Raw genomic sequence first — 15,299 nt, 5'->3', positions numbered from 1 at the left:
CTGAGTGTGACCCGCAATCAGTTTCAGCGGGTCAAAGGCGATGCCCATCAGACCGTGGACGGGGAACACCGGGTGCATGTCCAGGGCGACCAGACCCAGGCGGTGGACCAGACCCTGCATATGAAGCAGGGACAGTCGTTGTTAGATAGCACCAGTCGAGAAATTCATTTAAATGGTGGTATTAAAGTAGTGATGGAAGCGGGTGCCGAGCTCACATTAAAAGCCGGAGGAAGTTTTATGACGATCAATGCTGCTGGTGTCAGTGCATCAGGTCCTTCTGTGAAATTAAATTCTGGAGGCAGTGCAAGTAGTGGCAGTCGCTATGGCGGACGTATTGCGAAGCTCCCCCAGCCGGTTATGAAACCGAATGCCCCTGATGAAGCAAAGATAAACGCGACCACTGCCAGCCAATCGACTTCGGGGCCATTACTAAAATCAGCGTCTGACTATTCAGTTCAACCGACAGATACTGAAGACGACTATTCATCGGCGCAACAAGCAACCACTTTGAATACGATGCAACAGCGCCAAGCGCTTATTTCTGCCGCAACGAAAGGTAAACCCATCTGTCAGACTTGCGAAGAGGCGAAAGAAAGCAATGCTTGATGAACCGATTTGGCAATCTGAAGCCAAACAGTGGTTGCTGTTAGATGGTGCGTTAGTGGGGCATGTCGTACGTTATGCTCGTGGACAGGTTGATAACGGTATTGACGTGATCAATTTGTTTTGGAATTCACCTTGGAAAGATCTAGATGATATTGGCCCGGTAATTGTTGAGTTTCACCCAGAGCTCTTTAACTGGGCGCAACAACAAGCGGGTTACCGCTATGGGCTAGCTTTTGAGAGTGATGCCCCCTTAATCACCTTATATGAACATTGGCAGTGTATTATTCGTTATCCACAACCTCAAGGTGGCGATTTTCTCCTGCGTTTATATGACCCGGTTATTTGGGATTATTTCTTTTTAGCCAGTGCCAAACCGATCCAAACACAACTATTTGGACCAATGCACACTGTGCATACATTCGGTGCTTTAGAACAACGTTGGCAACATTATTTGAAACCTGTGGATGACGGTGAGATGTCCGTTGAACCTATTAGGCAGATGAAAGTGTCTGATGAGCAATGGCAAGCGTTAACTGAAGCCAGTCGTCATTATCAAGCGATACGCGTGATGGAACATGCTGAAAAATACTTCCCCCAGCTGTTATCAGCTCCTGATGCAAAGTCAAATCATCAGTGGGTTATGGAAGAACTACGTCGATTATCGAAGATAGGTGCTAGTGATGATCGCTCAGCACTACTTTACATCAACATATTAGGTCGTATGGGGAATATCTGGGATGAACAAAATCCTAACCATCAAGAATTCACCCAGTTACTGCTAAGTCACGAACAATTGCCAACAGCTCGCATAGAACAGGTGGAAAAGCTCTCTGCTGATTATCATCAAAGCAATAAATCAGGAACTGATATATGAACTATACGATCAAAGCAAATGATACGTTAAGTCAAATAGCCGATAAATATAACGTCCCTGTGCAGAAAATAGTTGATTTAAACAACTCTCTCAAAGGCCATGAAGATTCAATTTTTGCTGGTGATTCGCTCACTCTTCCTGATGATGTAAAACTAGTCCCTAAAGAAGAGGCCACTGCGGATCCTGCATCGCAAGCGGCACTATTGGCTGATAGTGAAAATGATGATTCACCCGTACAAAGTTGCCCACTCCAAGGTGGTTACTTCACGATTAAACCACTGCGTTATGGGGTGGTTCATAAAGAAGATGTGTCGAATCTACCCGATACGCTGGTAACGACTGCAAAATTAACGCCGTTGAATGAGCACAAATACAATGCTCGCCAGTTATATCAACAGGTCGTTTATCTCTATAACATTAAAGATAACTATCTGCTAGAAGTTGAATATGGTGACGGTAAACCCGATGGCGGGATACTGCAATCGGCCGGTCGGTGTGTTTTTGGTGATGCGCCCTCAGCGGTTAAGGATGCCTTGCCCTACTTAAAACAACCTAAGAATGCGCAAGTGATCATGTGGTTAGCGCCTGAGCGCATTAGTCAGCGGTGGGCTAAAGTACTCGAGTCGCATCAGGAACAAATTTTAAAAGTTGGACAAAAAATTGATTTTGCCTTGGCAGCCAAAGGAAAGGCGGCGGACGTTTATCAATTAACCGATAAGAGCTTGCTCGAGTTACTTGCTGATGCCCAAGTGAGTGAGCCGATTAACTGGGTTCATCCATCGATCGCCCCCTTGAGTGAATCCGAGACTAAAAAGCTTATTGTTCCGTATAAAAAAATAACACCCAATAACCATTATGCGGTGTGTTTAATCGATGCCATTGGCATTACCAGTGATCTCTGTCGTGAATATAGTGCAACCTATCAGGCTCTCGTCCAAGAAATCGGCCATTCAGCGCACCCGTATATCATGGGGAAATTGACCCAAAAAGTCATTGATAAAACGGCTAAAAAATCAGTGAAAGGGATGGACGAAATAGCACAACGAGCGGGGCCAATCTATAAACCTTATCCTGAATATATTGATGACCTTTTCCAGATGCACTTACTGCCTAAGTCTGAGCAAGAAAAGTATCAGAAGTTGATTGCTAATAAAATCCAGCAAGCTCAGAAAGGCACATCTAAAACGGATGCAATTAATATTGTCGGTAATGATTTTACCGCGATACCTTATGCAGGATATAGGGAAGATCTTGTTAAAATACAGGGCTTAAAAGGCGATGAAAGAGAGCAATTTAAAAATAAAATCCAAGAGAAAGTAAAAAAAGAACTTGAAAGAAAAGCCAGAAAAAATTCACAAAATTTAGCCAATGTAGAGTTTCAGGACTATCAAGAGAAAAAATCTGATCTAGAAGAAAACATATATAAAGAGAAAATGGATGAGTATCTGAATACTCATGAAAGCTTCCATAAACAGGTCGCTGAGCGTCTCGAAACATTGGTGGCCGATTGGCTTATCTGGGCTCGTCATGAACAATCAGATCAAGCCCTCTCGTGGTTAGACCCATATGAAATAGACACCTATCAGCATCGTGAAGCACTTGTGCTTGCAATGCTGGATAACTTAAATGTGAGTGCTGCGGGCGACAAAGAGATTCAAAGTTGGATCGATGCTTGGCTCGCGGTGGCTAAAAACCAAAAGCCCAAAGGCGTTAACAATGGATTAGCGGCACATGTCGCTTTATCTGTCGGTTTTGTGAAAGATGCTTTAATGTCAGGTTCACCACTGATTAGCTTACTGATGACATTTTCAGGGACAGCTGAAAAAGATTTAGAAAATATAAAAACGTTAATTAAAAAGAGGAATTACCCTGCTACGGTCTATACCGATGAGTTGCTCTATATCTATGTAAATCGGTTAGTAATTACCGGGGTACAAAGCGAGTCGAGCCGGATCTTGATCCAAGATTATATGCAGATATTTCGGTATCGCTATTCCTACACCTTTCAGCTGTTTAAGTTTAAGTTAGGTAAAGTGCTTGCTGAAGCATCGGCGAGTCAAATGGCGGAGTTGTCACAGGTTACAGGGCACTTTGCTGGTAAACCGATAAATGATCCGACATTAGCCAATAAAACGGTGACACTCTATCAGTTAGATGAGAGGATCTATAGTACCAGCTCAGTATTGGAGCAGCCTGTAGGGGTTGCTACCAAAAATCCGTTTGTCTTTATAGCTCAGCGAGTGAAGGACTCTGCCTTAAAAAGTACCGGGAAATTTATTTTAAAAGCCAATGATTTATTAAAAAAATATGATAATAAACTCTTTGGCATGTTGTTATTTGCGCAACTTATTAATGCTTATGAGGTTTTTTTGGGAGTGGCTGAGGAGTCAAAATCTGGGTTTAGAAGAGATTTTGATAAATCCAAATCTATTATTGATTTAACGGTTAGTAGTATCTCTATGATCGATCGGTATCGGGTGAAAAAAGGGATGATATCATTATCGAAGTATATAACAGAAGGCGGGGATGAAGAGATTGTTATAAAGTCATTGAATAATATTGACAGATTATTCAATATTCCATCGATTACTTTGAGCAATAGAAAGATAATGGATTATAAGGTGATATCAGTCACAAAAGGAATAATATCTTTCCCGTTTAAGGCCCTTCCAATCATTGGCTTTTCAATCGGTATAATTTCAAGCGGACTAACGTTAAATGATGATGAAGATAATAGTCAGAACGTTTTTGCGAAAGGATTAGATTTCGCATCTTTGCTAGCGAATGGGATGGGGTTAAGTGCATCCATTTTAATTTTTTGGGGAGTTGCTTCACCAACCCTGCCTGTTTTCGTTATTCTTGCCATAGCCATCAGTTTAACGGCGGATTTGATTCATGGCTTAGTGACCGACGATCCTATTGAAGCGCTATTAAAGCGAAGTTTTTGGGGAACAGGGAACTATCAATATAATCAAACCCTGACAAGTCTAGAGGAGCGAATTAATTATTTTAAAGTCGATTTGCCAAAAGAAAGTGATGCAAAACTTGAAAAACTTCGCAATATACAACATCGAGAACTCAGTGATTTCTGTGATGAGCTATTTCGGCCTGTTTCTCAAATTATTTCATTTAGTTGTAAAGAGTTATTAACCAATTGGTTTAATGGGCGGGTGATTAAACCCGGATCGATGATCGCAAAATTGACGCCTGTTAAGGGGCATGCTTATTTGAGCCATTTTACATTTAAATTATACTTTCCCTATTATCAAAGGGGGATTAGTCAGGTATCCATTAAACAGTTCTATGGCTATACCAATGATGATGTTGAAGTATCTGTTCTTCCTCAAAATAAAAAGCCAGAATCAAAACATCTGAAAACTGACCTGCTTTCAGTCAATTTAGTCGAGAAGACTGAGCAGTTAACGGCAATTTTGGTGGCAGAAATCTCTGAAAAAATAAAGACCAATTATAAAAGCTATAAACTGGTTGTAGATTTTGTCAATCCTTCCGGTTATCCAGTTACTTTAAGGTATGCGCTTGATCTAGAAAATAATCGCGGAAGATGGGATCCTAGACAAGACTCTCTCAGTATAGATATGAAGCAGATTAACAATTTTAAACAAGCTGGAGATAATAGTGGTCTCACGAATTAAACAGCTGGATGAGAATACCTGGCAGGCTCCGGAATCTCTGGGACTGGTGCCTGTTTTCCATCGATATAACAATGGCCACCGAGTTTTTGGTAAAGCGGCGCAGGAAGATATCGTTAATCCTCCTCCGAAGCCAATCTATCGGGACAATGCGGCCTTTAGTAAGGATACTGATGGAGAAGAAGGTATCACTCAAGACGAATTTGTGCAAAGTGGTTATATGTTCGCTTCCAGCCAACATTCCGATTATCTGGACATGCGCATTGATTCGGTGATTAATCGCGGTAAATTTATTATTAGTGCATTATTTTTTTTAGCGATTTGGTTTATTGTGAAATTAACTTCGGTTTGGCAGGGGGAGTCGTGGTCACCGACTTTATTTGATTGGTCTTTTTATATTGGTACTATTGTCTGCTTTGCTTGGGATCTTTTGCGCCGAGCACAACTGCCAGTACGCTTTCATGTTAAAAATCAGGAAGTGTATGTCTATTATCGGCGAGTCTTATATCGGATCCCCTGGCAGGAATGCGAGATGTCGGTGAGATTAACCAAATACCATACTGGAATGGGAAATATGCGTGATGGTTATCAACTGGTGTTGTGGCTAAATTCAGATCATACAGTGAATAAACAAAGAAAGCGAAAATATAGACGATTGGTGTTAGAACATCTCGATGACGATCATATAAGTCCTTACCTTTATTGGGAATATGTAAGGCGTTTTATGGCTGGCGAATTGGCATATATTCCAGAGAGAAGCCAACACAATATTGATACATTAAAGCGACTTAACATAAAAGCAATATTTAACCTTTTCTTTGTTTATCCGATTTACTTGATCCTAAAAACAGATCAGGTCGCTTTAAAAATTGATTATTATAACCCATTTCACCGCCGCTGGCCCCAAGAGGTGCATGAATGGACGGGCGAGAAGTGTAACTGGCGATAAGATATAAAAGTGCTTCGTTGTCTTTGAATATTTGGTGAAGTGATTTTTGTAAGTTTTGACATTTCCCAATACTTAGGCAGTCCTTCGTAAGAAACAGAATGGGTACTGGGGATATTACTCGTCTTATTTCTCTAACTATTCTGTCTAGATATTCACTAAAAAAAGCCACAACTGATACATCTTAAGGATGCTTCGCTCTAATGCGTCCCTTCAATGACTTGCCATTGCTTATGTTGGATATCATATTCACGATGCAACACTTTATTGACTTTCTCCCAGGGAATGTTTCGTGGATCGGGGTAGCCCTGTTTTTGCGTGTATTTGATAAGTTTAGGTTGATATTCTTTAATAAATTCCTTATTTCCTAAGCCAAAACCATCCATCCCGTATACCTTATACGATTGCAGCGTTTCAATATATTTAAAGGGGCCACAGCCACCCAGCCAGACTTTTACACGACCATCCGGTAGAAAGCCAAAGTTAAAGACAAAGTAATGGCATTCTTCTTGTTCGCTGGGCCTATCAACCGGGGCCGACAGGGTGCCTTGGTTAATAATATCCCGTATTTGTTTTGTGACATTCACGCGGGTTTGATATCGCTTTAAGTTGACCAACGAGGTCCAGTTGATCTCAAAATAGTCGGGGAGTTCAGTGGTCCCCATGCCCATTTGTCCGGTCTCTTGAGTTGTAAATACACTTAACGGAAGGGCATAGCCATCGTAATGGGGAAATGTTCGGCGGACCGATTGAATCTTCTCTCCCACGGCTTGAATTTGCGTTCTAATAGCTGCCATGGGTTCGCCATTTTTATCCATGGCATTCATCTCATTGATTTCCACCGGATAAATGCTGGGGGCAACATAGCCGATTAACCAGCGATCCCTATCACTGGTGTGTTCGGGCTGGGCCTGGCAGGCGACCAGTGGCACTAATGCAACGAAGAGGGTGATTTGGATTACTATTGATTTAATTCTTTGGGTATTCATAGATGCTTCATGCTAATGCGTCCCTTCAATGACATGCCATTGTTTATGTTGCACATCATATTTACGATGCAACACTTTATTGACTTTCTCCCAGGGAATGTTTCGTGGATCAGGATAGCCCTGTTTTTGTATAAATTTAACAAACTTAGGTTGATATCTTTTAATAAAGCTCTTGTTTCCTAAGCCGAAACCATCCATCCCGTATACCTTATACGGCTGCAGTGTTTCAATATATTTAAAGGGGTTACAGCCACCGAGCCAGACTTTCACTCGGCCATCCGGTAAAAAGCCAAAATTAAAGACAAAATAATGGCATTCTTCTTGTTCGTTGGGCCTATCAACCGGGGCCGACATAGTACCTTGGTTAATAATATCTCGTATTTGTTTTGTGATATTAACCCGAGTTTGATATCGCTTTAAGTTGACCACTGAGGTCCATTTGATCTCAAAATAATCGGGGAGTTCGGTAGTTCCCATGCCCATTTGTCCTGTATCTTGAGTTGTAAATACACTTAAGGGCAATGCATAACCATCGTAATGGGGAAATATTTTTCGAACCGACTGAATCTTTTGACCTATAAATTGGACTTGCGTTGCAACAGCCGCCATGGGTTCGCCCTGTTTATCCATGGCATTCATATCATTGATTTCCACTGGATAAATGCTGGGTGCGACATACCCTATCAGCCAGCGATCTCTATGACTGGCTTGTTCTGGCTGGGCCTGGCAGGCGACCAGTGGCAATAATGCAACGAAGAGGGTGATTTGGATTACTATTGATTTAATTCTTTGCGCATTCATAGACGTTTCATGCTAATGCATCCCCTCAATAACATGCCATTGTTTATGTTGGACATCATATTTACGATGCAGGACTTTATTGACTTTCTCCCAGGGAATGTTTCGTGGATCGGGATAGCCCTGTTTTTGTATAAATTTAACAAACTTAGGTTGATATCTTTTAATAAATCTCTTGTTTCCTAAGCCGAAACCATCCATCCCGTATACCTTATACGGTTGCAGTGTTTCAATATATTTAAAGGGGCCACAGCCACCCAGCCAGACTTTCACCCGGCCATCCGGTAGAAAGCCAAAATTAAAGACAAAGTAATGGCATTCTTCTTGTTCGCTGGGCCTATCAGGTGGGGCCGACAGGGTGCCTTGGTTAATAATATCCCGTATTTGTTTCGTGATATTCACGCGGGTTTGATATCGCTTTAAGTTGACCACCGAAGTCCAGTTGATCTCAAAATAATTGGGGAGTTCGGTAGTTCCCCCCCCTAATTGCTCGCCTGCTTGGATTGTAAATACACTTAAGGGCAGGGCATAGCCATCGTAATGGGGAAATGTTCGGCGGACCGACTGAATCTTTTGACCTATAAATTGGACTTGCGTTGCGATAGCGGTCATGGGTTCGCCCTGTTTATCCATGGCATTCATATCATTGATTTCCACCGGATAAATGCTGGGGGCGACATACCCTAAAAGCCAACGGTGTCTATTACTCGGGTATTCCTGCTGGGCCTGGCAGGCGACCAGTGGCAACAATGCAACGAAGAGGGTGATTTGGATTACAATTGATTTAATTCTTTGCGCATTCATAGACGTTTTATACTAATGCGTCCCTTCAATGACTTGCCATTGTTTATGTTGGACATCATATTTACGATGCAACACTTTGTTCACTTTATTCCTAGGGATATGATAACGAGGATCGGGGTAACCTAAATCTGTTGCTCGTTGACTAAAATGTTTTTGCTCATCAATGTCCTCCTGACTAAAATATGCTGATTTTTTTTCCTCGATTGCTTTATAAGGAGTAATCGTTCCAACATATTTAAAGGGGCCACAGCCACCGAGCCAGACTTTCACCCGGCCATCCGGTAGAAAGCCAAAGTTAAAGACAAAATAATGGCATTCTTCTTGTTCGCTGGGCCTATCAGGCGGGGCCGACAGAGTGCCTTGGTTAATGATATCCCGTATTTGTTTCGTGATATTCACGCGGGTTTGATATCGCTTTAAGTTCACCAACGAGGTCCAGTTGATCTCAAAATAGTCGGGGAGTTCGACGGTCCCTCCCCCCAATTGCTCACCAGCCTGAATGGTAAATACACTCAAGGGCAGGGCGTAGCTATCGTAATGGGGAAATATTCGGCGGACTGACTGAACACTGCGCCCCACAGCTTTAATTTGCGTTGCGATAGGCGCCATGGGTTCGCCATTTTTATCCATGGCATTCATATCATTGATTTCCACCGGATAAATACTGGGTGCGACATACCCTAAAAGCCAACGGTGTCTATTACTCGCTTGTTCTGGCTTTGCCTGGCAGGCGACCAGTGGCAATAACGCAACTAAGATTGTAACTTTAATTGCAATCGATTTAATTCTTTGAGCATTCATAAACCCTTCGCTTGGTATAATTGAACCAGTCGTTTTATAATCGACTGGTTCACAGGTTCTTAATGCGTCCCCTCAATGACATGCCATTGTTTATGTTGCACATCATATTTACGATGCAACACTTTATTGACTTTCTTCCAGGGAATAACCCGTGGGTCGGGGTAGCCCTGTTTTTTTGCATGCTCAATGTAATAGTGCTGATATTTTTTATCAGAGTTTATATAGTCTGCCACCAAATCTTTTTCCGTTAATATTTTATAGGGAGGCAGTGTTTCAATGTATTTAAATGGGCCACAGCCACCGAGCCAGACTTTTACGCGGCCATCCGGTAGAAAGCCAAAATTAAAGACAAAGTAATGGCATTCTTCTTGTTCACTGGGCCTATCAACCGGGGCAGACAGAGTACCTTGGTTAATAATATCCCGTATTTGTTTTGTGATATTAACGCGGGTTATATACGTCTTTAAGTTTACCAACGAGGTCCAGTTGATCTCAAAATAATCGGGGAGCTCAGTCGTCCCCCCTCCCAATTGCTCGCCGGCTTGAATGGTAAATACACTTAAAGGCAGGGCGTAGCCATCATAATGGGGAAATATTTTTTGGACCGACTGAATCTTTTCACCTATGAATTGGATTTGCGTTGCGATAGCGGTCATGTGTTCACCCTGTTTATCCATGGCATTCATATCATTGATTTCCACCGGATAAATACTGGGGGCAACATATCCTAAACGCCAAGCATCCCTATCACTGGTTTGTTCGGGCTGGGCCTGGCAGGCGACCAGTGGCAACAATGCAACGAAGAGGGTGATTTGGATTACAATTGATTTAATTCTTTGCGCATTCATAGACGTTTCATGCTAATGCATCCCCTCAATGACATGCCATTGTTTATGTTGGACATCATATTTACGATGCAGGACTTTATTGACTTTCTCCCAGGGAATGTTTCGCGGATCGGGGTAGCCCTGTTTTTGTATAAATTTAACAAACTTAGGTTGATATCTTTTAATAAATCTCTTGTTTCCTAAGCCGAAACCATCCATCCCATATACCTTATACGGTTGCAGTGTTTCAATATATTTAAAAGGGCCACAGCCACCGAGCCAGACTTTCACCCGGCCATCCGGTAGAAAGCCAAAATTAAAGACAAAGTAATGGCATTCTTCTTGTTCACTGGGCCTATCAGGTGGGGCCGACAGGGTGCCTTGGTTAATAATATCCCGTATTTGTTTCGTGATATTAACGCGGGTTTGATATCGCTTTAAGTTGACCACTGAGGTCCATTTGATCTCAAAATAATCGGGGAGTTCGGTGGTCCCTCCGCCCATTTGTCCGGTCTCTTGAGTCGTAAATACACTTAAGGGCAGAGTATAGCCATCGTAATGGGGAAATATTTTTCGGACCGACTGAATCTTTTGACCTATAAATTGGACTTGCGTTCTAATAGCCGCCATGGGTTCGCCATTTTTATTCATGGCATTCATATCATTGATTTCCACCGGATAAATGCTGGGGGCGACATATCCTATTAGCCAACGATCTCTATTATCGGTTTGTTCTGGCTGGGCCTGGCAGGCGACCAGCGGCAATAACGCAACGAAGAGGGTGATTTGGATTACAACTGATTTGATTTTTTGCGCATTCATAGACGTTTCATGCTAATGCATCCCTTCAATGACATGCCATTGTTTATGTTGCACATCATATTTACGATGCAACACTTTATTGACTTTATCCCAGGGAATGTTTCGTGGGTCGGGGTAGCCCTGTTTTTTCGTGTATTTGATAAGTTTAGGTTGATATTCTTCAATAAATTCCTTATTTCCTAAGCCAAAACCATCTATTCCCAGTACTTTATAGGGTTGCAGTGTTTCAATATATTTAAAGGGGCCACAGCCACCCAGCCAGACTTTTACGCGACCATCCGGTAGAAAGCCAAAGTTAAAGACAAAATAATGGCATTCTTCTTGTTCGCTGGGCCTATCAACCGGGGCCGACAGAGTACCTTTATTAATGATATCCCGTATTTGTTTTGTGATATTCACGCGAGTCTGATATAGCTTTAAGTTGACCAACGAGGTCCAGTTGATCTCAAAATAATCGGGGAGTTCGGTCGTCCCCCCTCCTAATTGCTCGCCAGCTTGAATGGTAAATACACTTAAAGGAATGGCATAACCATCGTAATGGGGAAATGTGCGTCGAACCGACTGAATCTTTTCCCCCACAGCTTGAATTTGTTTTGCGATAGGAGCCATGGGTTCGCCCTGTTTATCCATGGCATTCATATCATTGATTTCCACTGGATAAATGCTGGGGGCAACATACCCTAAACGCCAAGCATCTCTATCACTGGTTTGTTCGGGCTGGGCTTGGCAGGCGACCAGTGGCACTAATGCAACGAAGATAGTGATTTGGATTGCGATTGATTTAATTCTTGGGACATTCATAGACGCTCCGTTGATAGTTGCCGTCGATAACATACGGTTTATAGGCCCCCATATGGCCCATGTGGCTAGAATGATGGATAAGATGGGCGGTAAGTAATTCTGCTGTACTCACATTGGTATAACATTGTCCTTTTTTAGCCGAGTTGAGAACTTGTTTAAATAATTTTTTAAAATTAAAGTTTCTAACTTGCTCAGGAATAAAAAATTCTTTATTTGCTTTAATTTCCCAAACAAGCGTGTCCATCTTCCCAAAAAATTCGTGAACAGGAACACCATAAAACTGGGATAGCCCAAACATCATGCCCAAATAAAGCTTAGAGAGCTCGCCTTCTACAATATGGGAAATATAAAGCTTACCGACGAGGTAATTATAGTTATCGCCTCTCCCTCTTCTTTGTGTGTGTTTAGTGATTTCAAGATAGAATCGATCCTTGGGCCAAATCCCCCGGTTTATCACGTTATTCGCTTTTTCTTGAATCAGTTCGCGGGGTCTCTGTTTATTATACCAGTGGATCGGTTCTTGCCACTGGGCGATGAGCAAGCGCTCTGCACAGACTAAATCATAGTCGTGCATGGTTGAGGCATAAGAGTATCTGGAAATGTACCCTCCGCCGATATCTGAGTGAGCCCCAAGGAGGGTATATTCATGGAAATTCTCCGCCGGATTGAGTTTGTTCGAGCTAAAGTTATAGCGAACTTCAATCTGATCATTGGCTCTGAGGTGAACGGCGTGTTTCACCCGTTTGGGATCTAACCATAACTTCACGTCACCATTGTCATTATTATGAATGGCTTCACCAAGCTCGGTGACTTCAGATGCCCACGCTGTAGCGGCGACTGTATCAAACAGCCCGGCAAAAGCGATATGGCAATCCGCATTATCGGACCAATCAAACCCATATTTAAGCGCGATTTGCTTTGCCCGACAGGCCGATTCAAAACGGCTGGCAAATGAGCCGTCTTGTCCGGACGTATCTAATACTAAGTTGATAAAATGACGCGCCGCAGCGGCCCCGCGGCTAAAACCATAGACATCAAAAATAATCTGTTGAAGACCATCAAATAGCGTCGTTTGTTTAAAATAATCGCGCATCAATACAGATAGACTGGTTAATATTTGTGAAATTCCAGTTTCTGCTTTTGCGATGACTCCGTACTCGCCACGGCCAAAAGCTTCTCCGGATATTTCTTCTTCCGCTTTATGGATAGTATGGATATTGTCGGTTCCCACCCCGGTAATATATTCACGGTGAATAAACTCGCGTTGATCATCTGTGAATTTATTATCTGTATATAAATCATACATCTTTTGCACATTGGTCATATCATTGGCAGCGCTATCTTCGACCTCATCAGGGTATGTTAGGCAGGCTGAACAATATTCAGTTAAATCTTTGGAGCTGAGCTGCTGAAGGGAGGTTAACTTCTTCCCTTCTTTATTGGAGCATTGTTCTAATGCCGTTTGCGCTAAGCTTTTCCATTTATGGTAATAACCATTGAGCTTTTTTTGCCCCCATTCGGCACTAAATGTATGGTTGGCGGTGCCGTCAAAAAACATTCCTAACCGCAGGGTAATATAGTTAAACCCCTGCACTTTGATGATATAGCTATGGCCGGTGACCAGCTTGAGTTTATCAAGACTGCCTGCGGCATGGCGCGCCGGTAGTTTCTCCGATTCAACTTGGGTTAAATCGGCTGCAGTGACATTTACCAGCTTGCGCTTCACCCCTTGATATCCTTTGGGGTTAGGCGCATCAGCTAATGTTTGACCTTGATCGCCATCTCTGTTTTTGCCACCGTCCTGATAAATGCGATGTTCTTGAGCTTCTTTGAGCCAGGGAGCTTTATCCAAACTAATCGTTACAATTCCTGCCGCTAATCCACTAAACAAGATCGGGCCATCAACGATGGTAAACGAGACAGGCTGTGTTGATGAGGGCGGTGTCAGTTTCCCATTGACCGGATGAAATGGCCGGTTATATTCATCAATCAATTGAATTTCGATCCAATGATCTTTGCGCTCACATTCGATACAAAGACCATCACTTGAAGTTACAGCTCCCATTTAGCGCTCCATGTCATGATTGATTATTCTGAGTTCTTGTTCGTTGAGATGTAACTCATTGGCAAGGGCATCGATTGAATAGTCATATTGCATCGCCAATTGACCTATGGCCCAAAGTTCTCGCTGGTCGTTGTCGAACCCTTGGTTAATCGCGCTCGTGAGATAATTTTTTAATTCACTTTGCGCATCATCTACATTGACTAATAATTCCGGAGAACATTGCCATAATCGTCGAGTCAAGCTGTAAGCATGATGGTCCACACTATATAAACTTTCGGTATCACTGGGTTCAATTCGCCACCAAGGACGTGGTTTTAGCTGCCATGACTGAGACTCTGAATTTTTAAAGGCTAGCCATTGTGCTTCATGGAAAAAGCTCAGAGTGGCAACAGGACCTAATAGCTGTGATTGGCGCTGAGCAGACATCCCTTTTAACATCGGTAACAGTACCTGCGGGTCATAAAACCGGAATGTCATCAGCTCCCCCTGATATGCTGCGATTAATAAGCTTCTGAAATGATCGAGTAGCTCATCGAACCTATATGAAGAATGAATCCCTATTCCTAGACTGAGGATAGCTTCAGGGAGAGTGGATAACTCTGAATGCCAAGGAATGAGCCATGGACTGTATTCGCTCAGTTGAGCAAACGGTTCGTCAAAAAACAGCATGGTGCCTCCTTCCATAAACACTTCTCTAGGAATATATGGCTCTACCTGAAGCAGCGTAGAATGAGACATCAGCCAGAAATTAAATTCTGGCTCAGTGTGTTCTTGACGAGTGTTCATGAATCATCCTTTTCTTTAGGACACAACTTCACTCCAACCACATGAGCAGTTTCTGCGGTTAAAAATGCGTCATGATCGATTCGTTTGGCCTCGGCCAGTTCAACGGGCGGCTCAACATCGCCCGGCAGTTTAGCGATCTGCCCGGCATAGCCACTACCTGAGCCAGCACTGCCACCGGAGTTGAGGTTAATCGCCGGGCCGACGATGGAAACCCCCGACGCATCGATTTTCACGAAACTGCCGCCAGCCGCGGCGGTGATTTCAGAGCTGCTATCCACCACAATTTTTCCCCCGGCTTTAAAGTGGATTTCTTGGCCTGCTTCCACCAATAAAGAACGGCCCTGCTTCATATGCAGGGTCTGGTTCACCGCCTGGGTCTGGTTTCCCTGGACATGCACCCGGTGTTCCCCGTCCACGGTCTGATGGGCATCGCCCTTGACCCGCTGAAACTGATTGCGGGTCACACTCAGGTGGTCGTCTTCACCTATCTCAGCCTTGCGGTCATGCTCGATGTGGCTGTTGAAGTCTTT

The 15,299-nt window shown here is 43.1% G+C and carries 13 protein-coding genes and 1 pseudogene; 4 read left to right on the top strand and 10 right to left on the bottom strand.

The genetic code is table 11. The features are described 5' to 3' along the window. From EV690_RS18180 to EV690_RS02960, 4 genes and pseudogenes are all read left to right on the top strand, one after another. A pseudogene (locus tag EV690_RS18180) lies at positions 1–606 on the top strand (hypothetical protein); the annotation flags it as partial. Beyond that, entirely contained in the window at positions 599–1,480 is an 882-nt protein-coding gene (locus tag EV690_RS02970; RefSeq protein ID WP_131911461.1) for a DUF4123 domain-containing protein, read from the top strand. The pseudogene EV690_RS18180 and the gene EV690_RS02970, both read left to right, overlap by 8 nt. After that, entirely contained in the window at positions 1,477–5,133 is a 3,657-nt protein-coding gene (locus tag EV690_RS02965; RefSeq protein WP_131911460.1) for a LysM peptidoglycan-binding domain-containing protein, read from the top strand. The genes EV690_RS02970 and EV690_RS02965 overlap by 4 nt, the downstream gene beginning before the upstream one ends. Beyond that, positions 5,117–6,079 carry a hypothetical protein gene (locus tag EV690_RS02960; protein ID WP_131911459.1) on the top strand — a complete coding sequence of 321 codons (963 nt, stop codon included), beginning with the start codon at positions 5,117–5,119 and terminating at the stop codon, positions 6,077–6,079. The genes EV690_RS02965 and EV690_RS02960 overlap by 17 nt, the downstream gene beginning before the upstream one ends. 197 nt (positions 6,080–6,276) lie before the next feature. On the opposite strand, the gene EV690_RS02955 is transcribed toward EV690_RS02960, so the two are convergent. The 10 genes from EV690_RS02955 to EV690_RS02910 all read right to left on the bottom strand — a co-directional run. Continuing rightward, positions 6,277–7,065: a DUF2931 family protein gene (locus EV690_RS02955; RefSeq protein ID WP_131911458.1), complete on the bottom strand. Its 789-nt coding sequence runs from the start codon at positions 7,063–7,065 to the stop codon at positions 6,277–6,279. Positions 7,066–7,077: 12 nt separating this feature from the next. Next, positions 7,078–7,866 carry a DUF2931 family protein gene (locus EV690_RS02950; RefSeq protein WP_131911457.1) on the bottom strand — a complete coding sequence of 263 codons (789 nt, stop codon included), beginning with the start codon at positions 7,864–7,866 and terminating at the stop codon, positions 7,078–7,080. A 12-nt stretch (positions 7,867–7,878) separates the two neighbouring features. Beyond that, positions 7,879–8,667 (bottom strand): DUF2931 family protein, encoded by a 789-nt coding sequence (locus tag EV690_RS02945; RefSeq protein ID WP_131911456.1) that lies wholly within the window; start codon positions 8,665–8,667, stop codon positions 7,879–7,881. A 12-nt stretch (positions 8,668–8,679) separates the two neighbouring features. Beyond that, the gene (locus tag EV690_RS02940) at positions 8,680–9,468 is read right to left on the bottom strand and encodes a DUF2931 family protein (RefSeq protein WP_131911455.1); all 789 of its coding nucleotides are present in this window, start codon (positions 9,466–9,468) and stop codon (positions 8,680–8,682) included. A 59-nt stretch (positions 9,469–9,527) separates the two neighbouring features. Further along, a complete protein-coding gene (locus EV690_RS02935; protein WP_131911454.1) occupies positions 9,528–10,316 on the bottom strand; it encodes a DUF2931 family protein in 789 nt (262 codons plus the stop codon). Positions 10,317–10,328: 12 nt separating this feature from the next. Then, on the bottom strand, positions 10,329–11,117 hold the full coding sequence (locus EV690_RS02930) for a DUF2931 family protein (protein ID WP_131911453.1): 789 nt from the start codon (positions 11,115–11,117) through the stop codon (positions 10,329–10,331). 12 nt (positions 11,118–11,129) lie between these two features. Then, the gene (locus EV690_RS02925; RefSeq protein ID WP_165872638.1) at positions 11,130–11,918 is read right to left on the bottom strand and encodes a DUF2931 family protein; all 789 of its coding nucleotides are present in this window, start codon (positions 11,916–11,918) and stop codon (positions 11,130–11,132) included. Beyond that, positions 11,899–13,983 carry a phospholipase effector Tle1 domain-containing protein gene (locus EV690_RS02920; RefSeq protein WP_131911451.1) on the bottom strand — a complete coding sequence of 695 codons (2,085 nt, stop codon included), beginning with the start codon at positions 13,981–13,983 and terminating at the stop codon, positions 11,899–11,901. Before EV690_RS02920 ends, EV690_RS02925 begins: the two co-directional genes overlap by 20 nt. Next, a complete protein-coding gene (locus EV690_RS02915) occupies positions 13,984–14,769 on the bottom strand; it encodes a DUF4123 domain-containing protein (RefSeq protein ID WP_131911450.1) in 786 nt (261 codons plus the stop codon). Then, a partial coding sequence (locus tag EV690_RS02910) for a bacteriophage T4 gp5 trimerisation domain-containing protein (RefSeq protein WP_411675417.1) occupies positions 14,766–15,299 on the bottom strand: 534 nt, incomplete at its 5' end. The genes EV690_RS02910 and EV690_RS02915, both read right to left, overlap by 4 nt.

Source organism: Celerinatantimonas diazotrophica (assembly GCF_004339545.1).
Lineage (GTDB): Bacteria > Pseudomonadota > Gammaproteobacteria > Enterobacterales > Celerinatantimonadaceae > Celerinatantimonas > Celerinatantimonas diazotrophica.
The sequence above is the reverse complement of the archived record's forward strand: the minus strand, read 5'-3'. Positions and strand labels throughout refer to the sequence as shown.

What these genes read in the sequence shown, in the direction of transcription:
- EV690_RS02970 (WP_131911461.1), top strand. Translation starts at nt 599, where the DNA reads ATGCTTGATGAACCGATTTGGCAATCTGAAGCCAAACAGTGGTTGCTG.
- EV690_RS02965 (WP_131911460.1), top strand. Translation starts at nt 1,477, where the DNA reads ATGAACTATACGATCAAAGCAAATGATACGTTAAGTCAAATAGCCGAT.
- EV690_RS02955 (WP_131911458.1), bottom strand. Translation starts at nt 7,065, where the DNA reads ATGAATACCCAAAGAATTAAATCAATAGTAATCCAAATCACCCTCTTC.
- EV690_RS02950 (WP_131911457.1), bottom strand. Translation starts at nt 7,866, where the DNA reads ATGAATGCGCAAAGAATTAAATCAATAGTAATCCAAATCACCCTCTTC.
- EV690_RS02945 (WP_131911456.1), bottom strand. Translation starts at nt 8,667, where the DNA reads ATGAATGCGCAAAGAATTAAATCAATTGTAATCCAAATCACCCTCTTC.
- EV690_RS02940 (WP_131911455.1), bottom strand. Translation starts at nt 9,468, where the DNA reads ATGAATGCTCAAAGAATTAAATCGATTGCAATTAAAGTTACAATCTTA.
- EV690_RS02935 (WP_131911454.1), bottom strand. Translation starts at nt 10,316, where the DNA reads ATGAATGCGCAAAGAATTAAATCAATTGTAATCCAAATCACCCTCTTC.
- EV690_RS02930 (WP_131911453.1), bottom strand. Translation starts at nt 11,117, where the DNA reads ATGAATGCGCAAAAAATCAAATCAGTTGTAATCCAAATCACCCTCTTC.
- EV690_RS02925 (WP_165872638.1), bottom strand. Translation starts at nt 11,918, where the DNA reads ATGAATGTCCCAAGAATTAAATCAATCGCAATCCAAATCACTATCTTC.
- EV690_RS02920 (WP_131911451.1), bottom strand. Translation starts at nt 13,983, where the DNA reads ATGGGAGCTGTAACTTCAAGTGATGGTCTTTGTATCGAATGTGAGCGC.
- EV690_RS02915 (WP_131911450.1), bottom strand. Translation starts at nt 14,769, where the DNA reads ATGAACACTCGTCAAGAACACACTGAGCCAGAATTTAATTTCTGGCTG.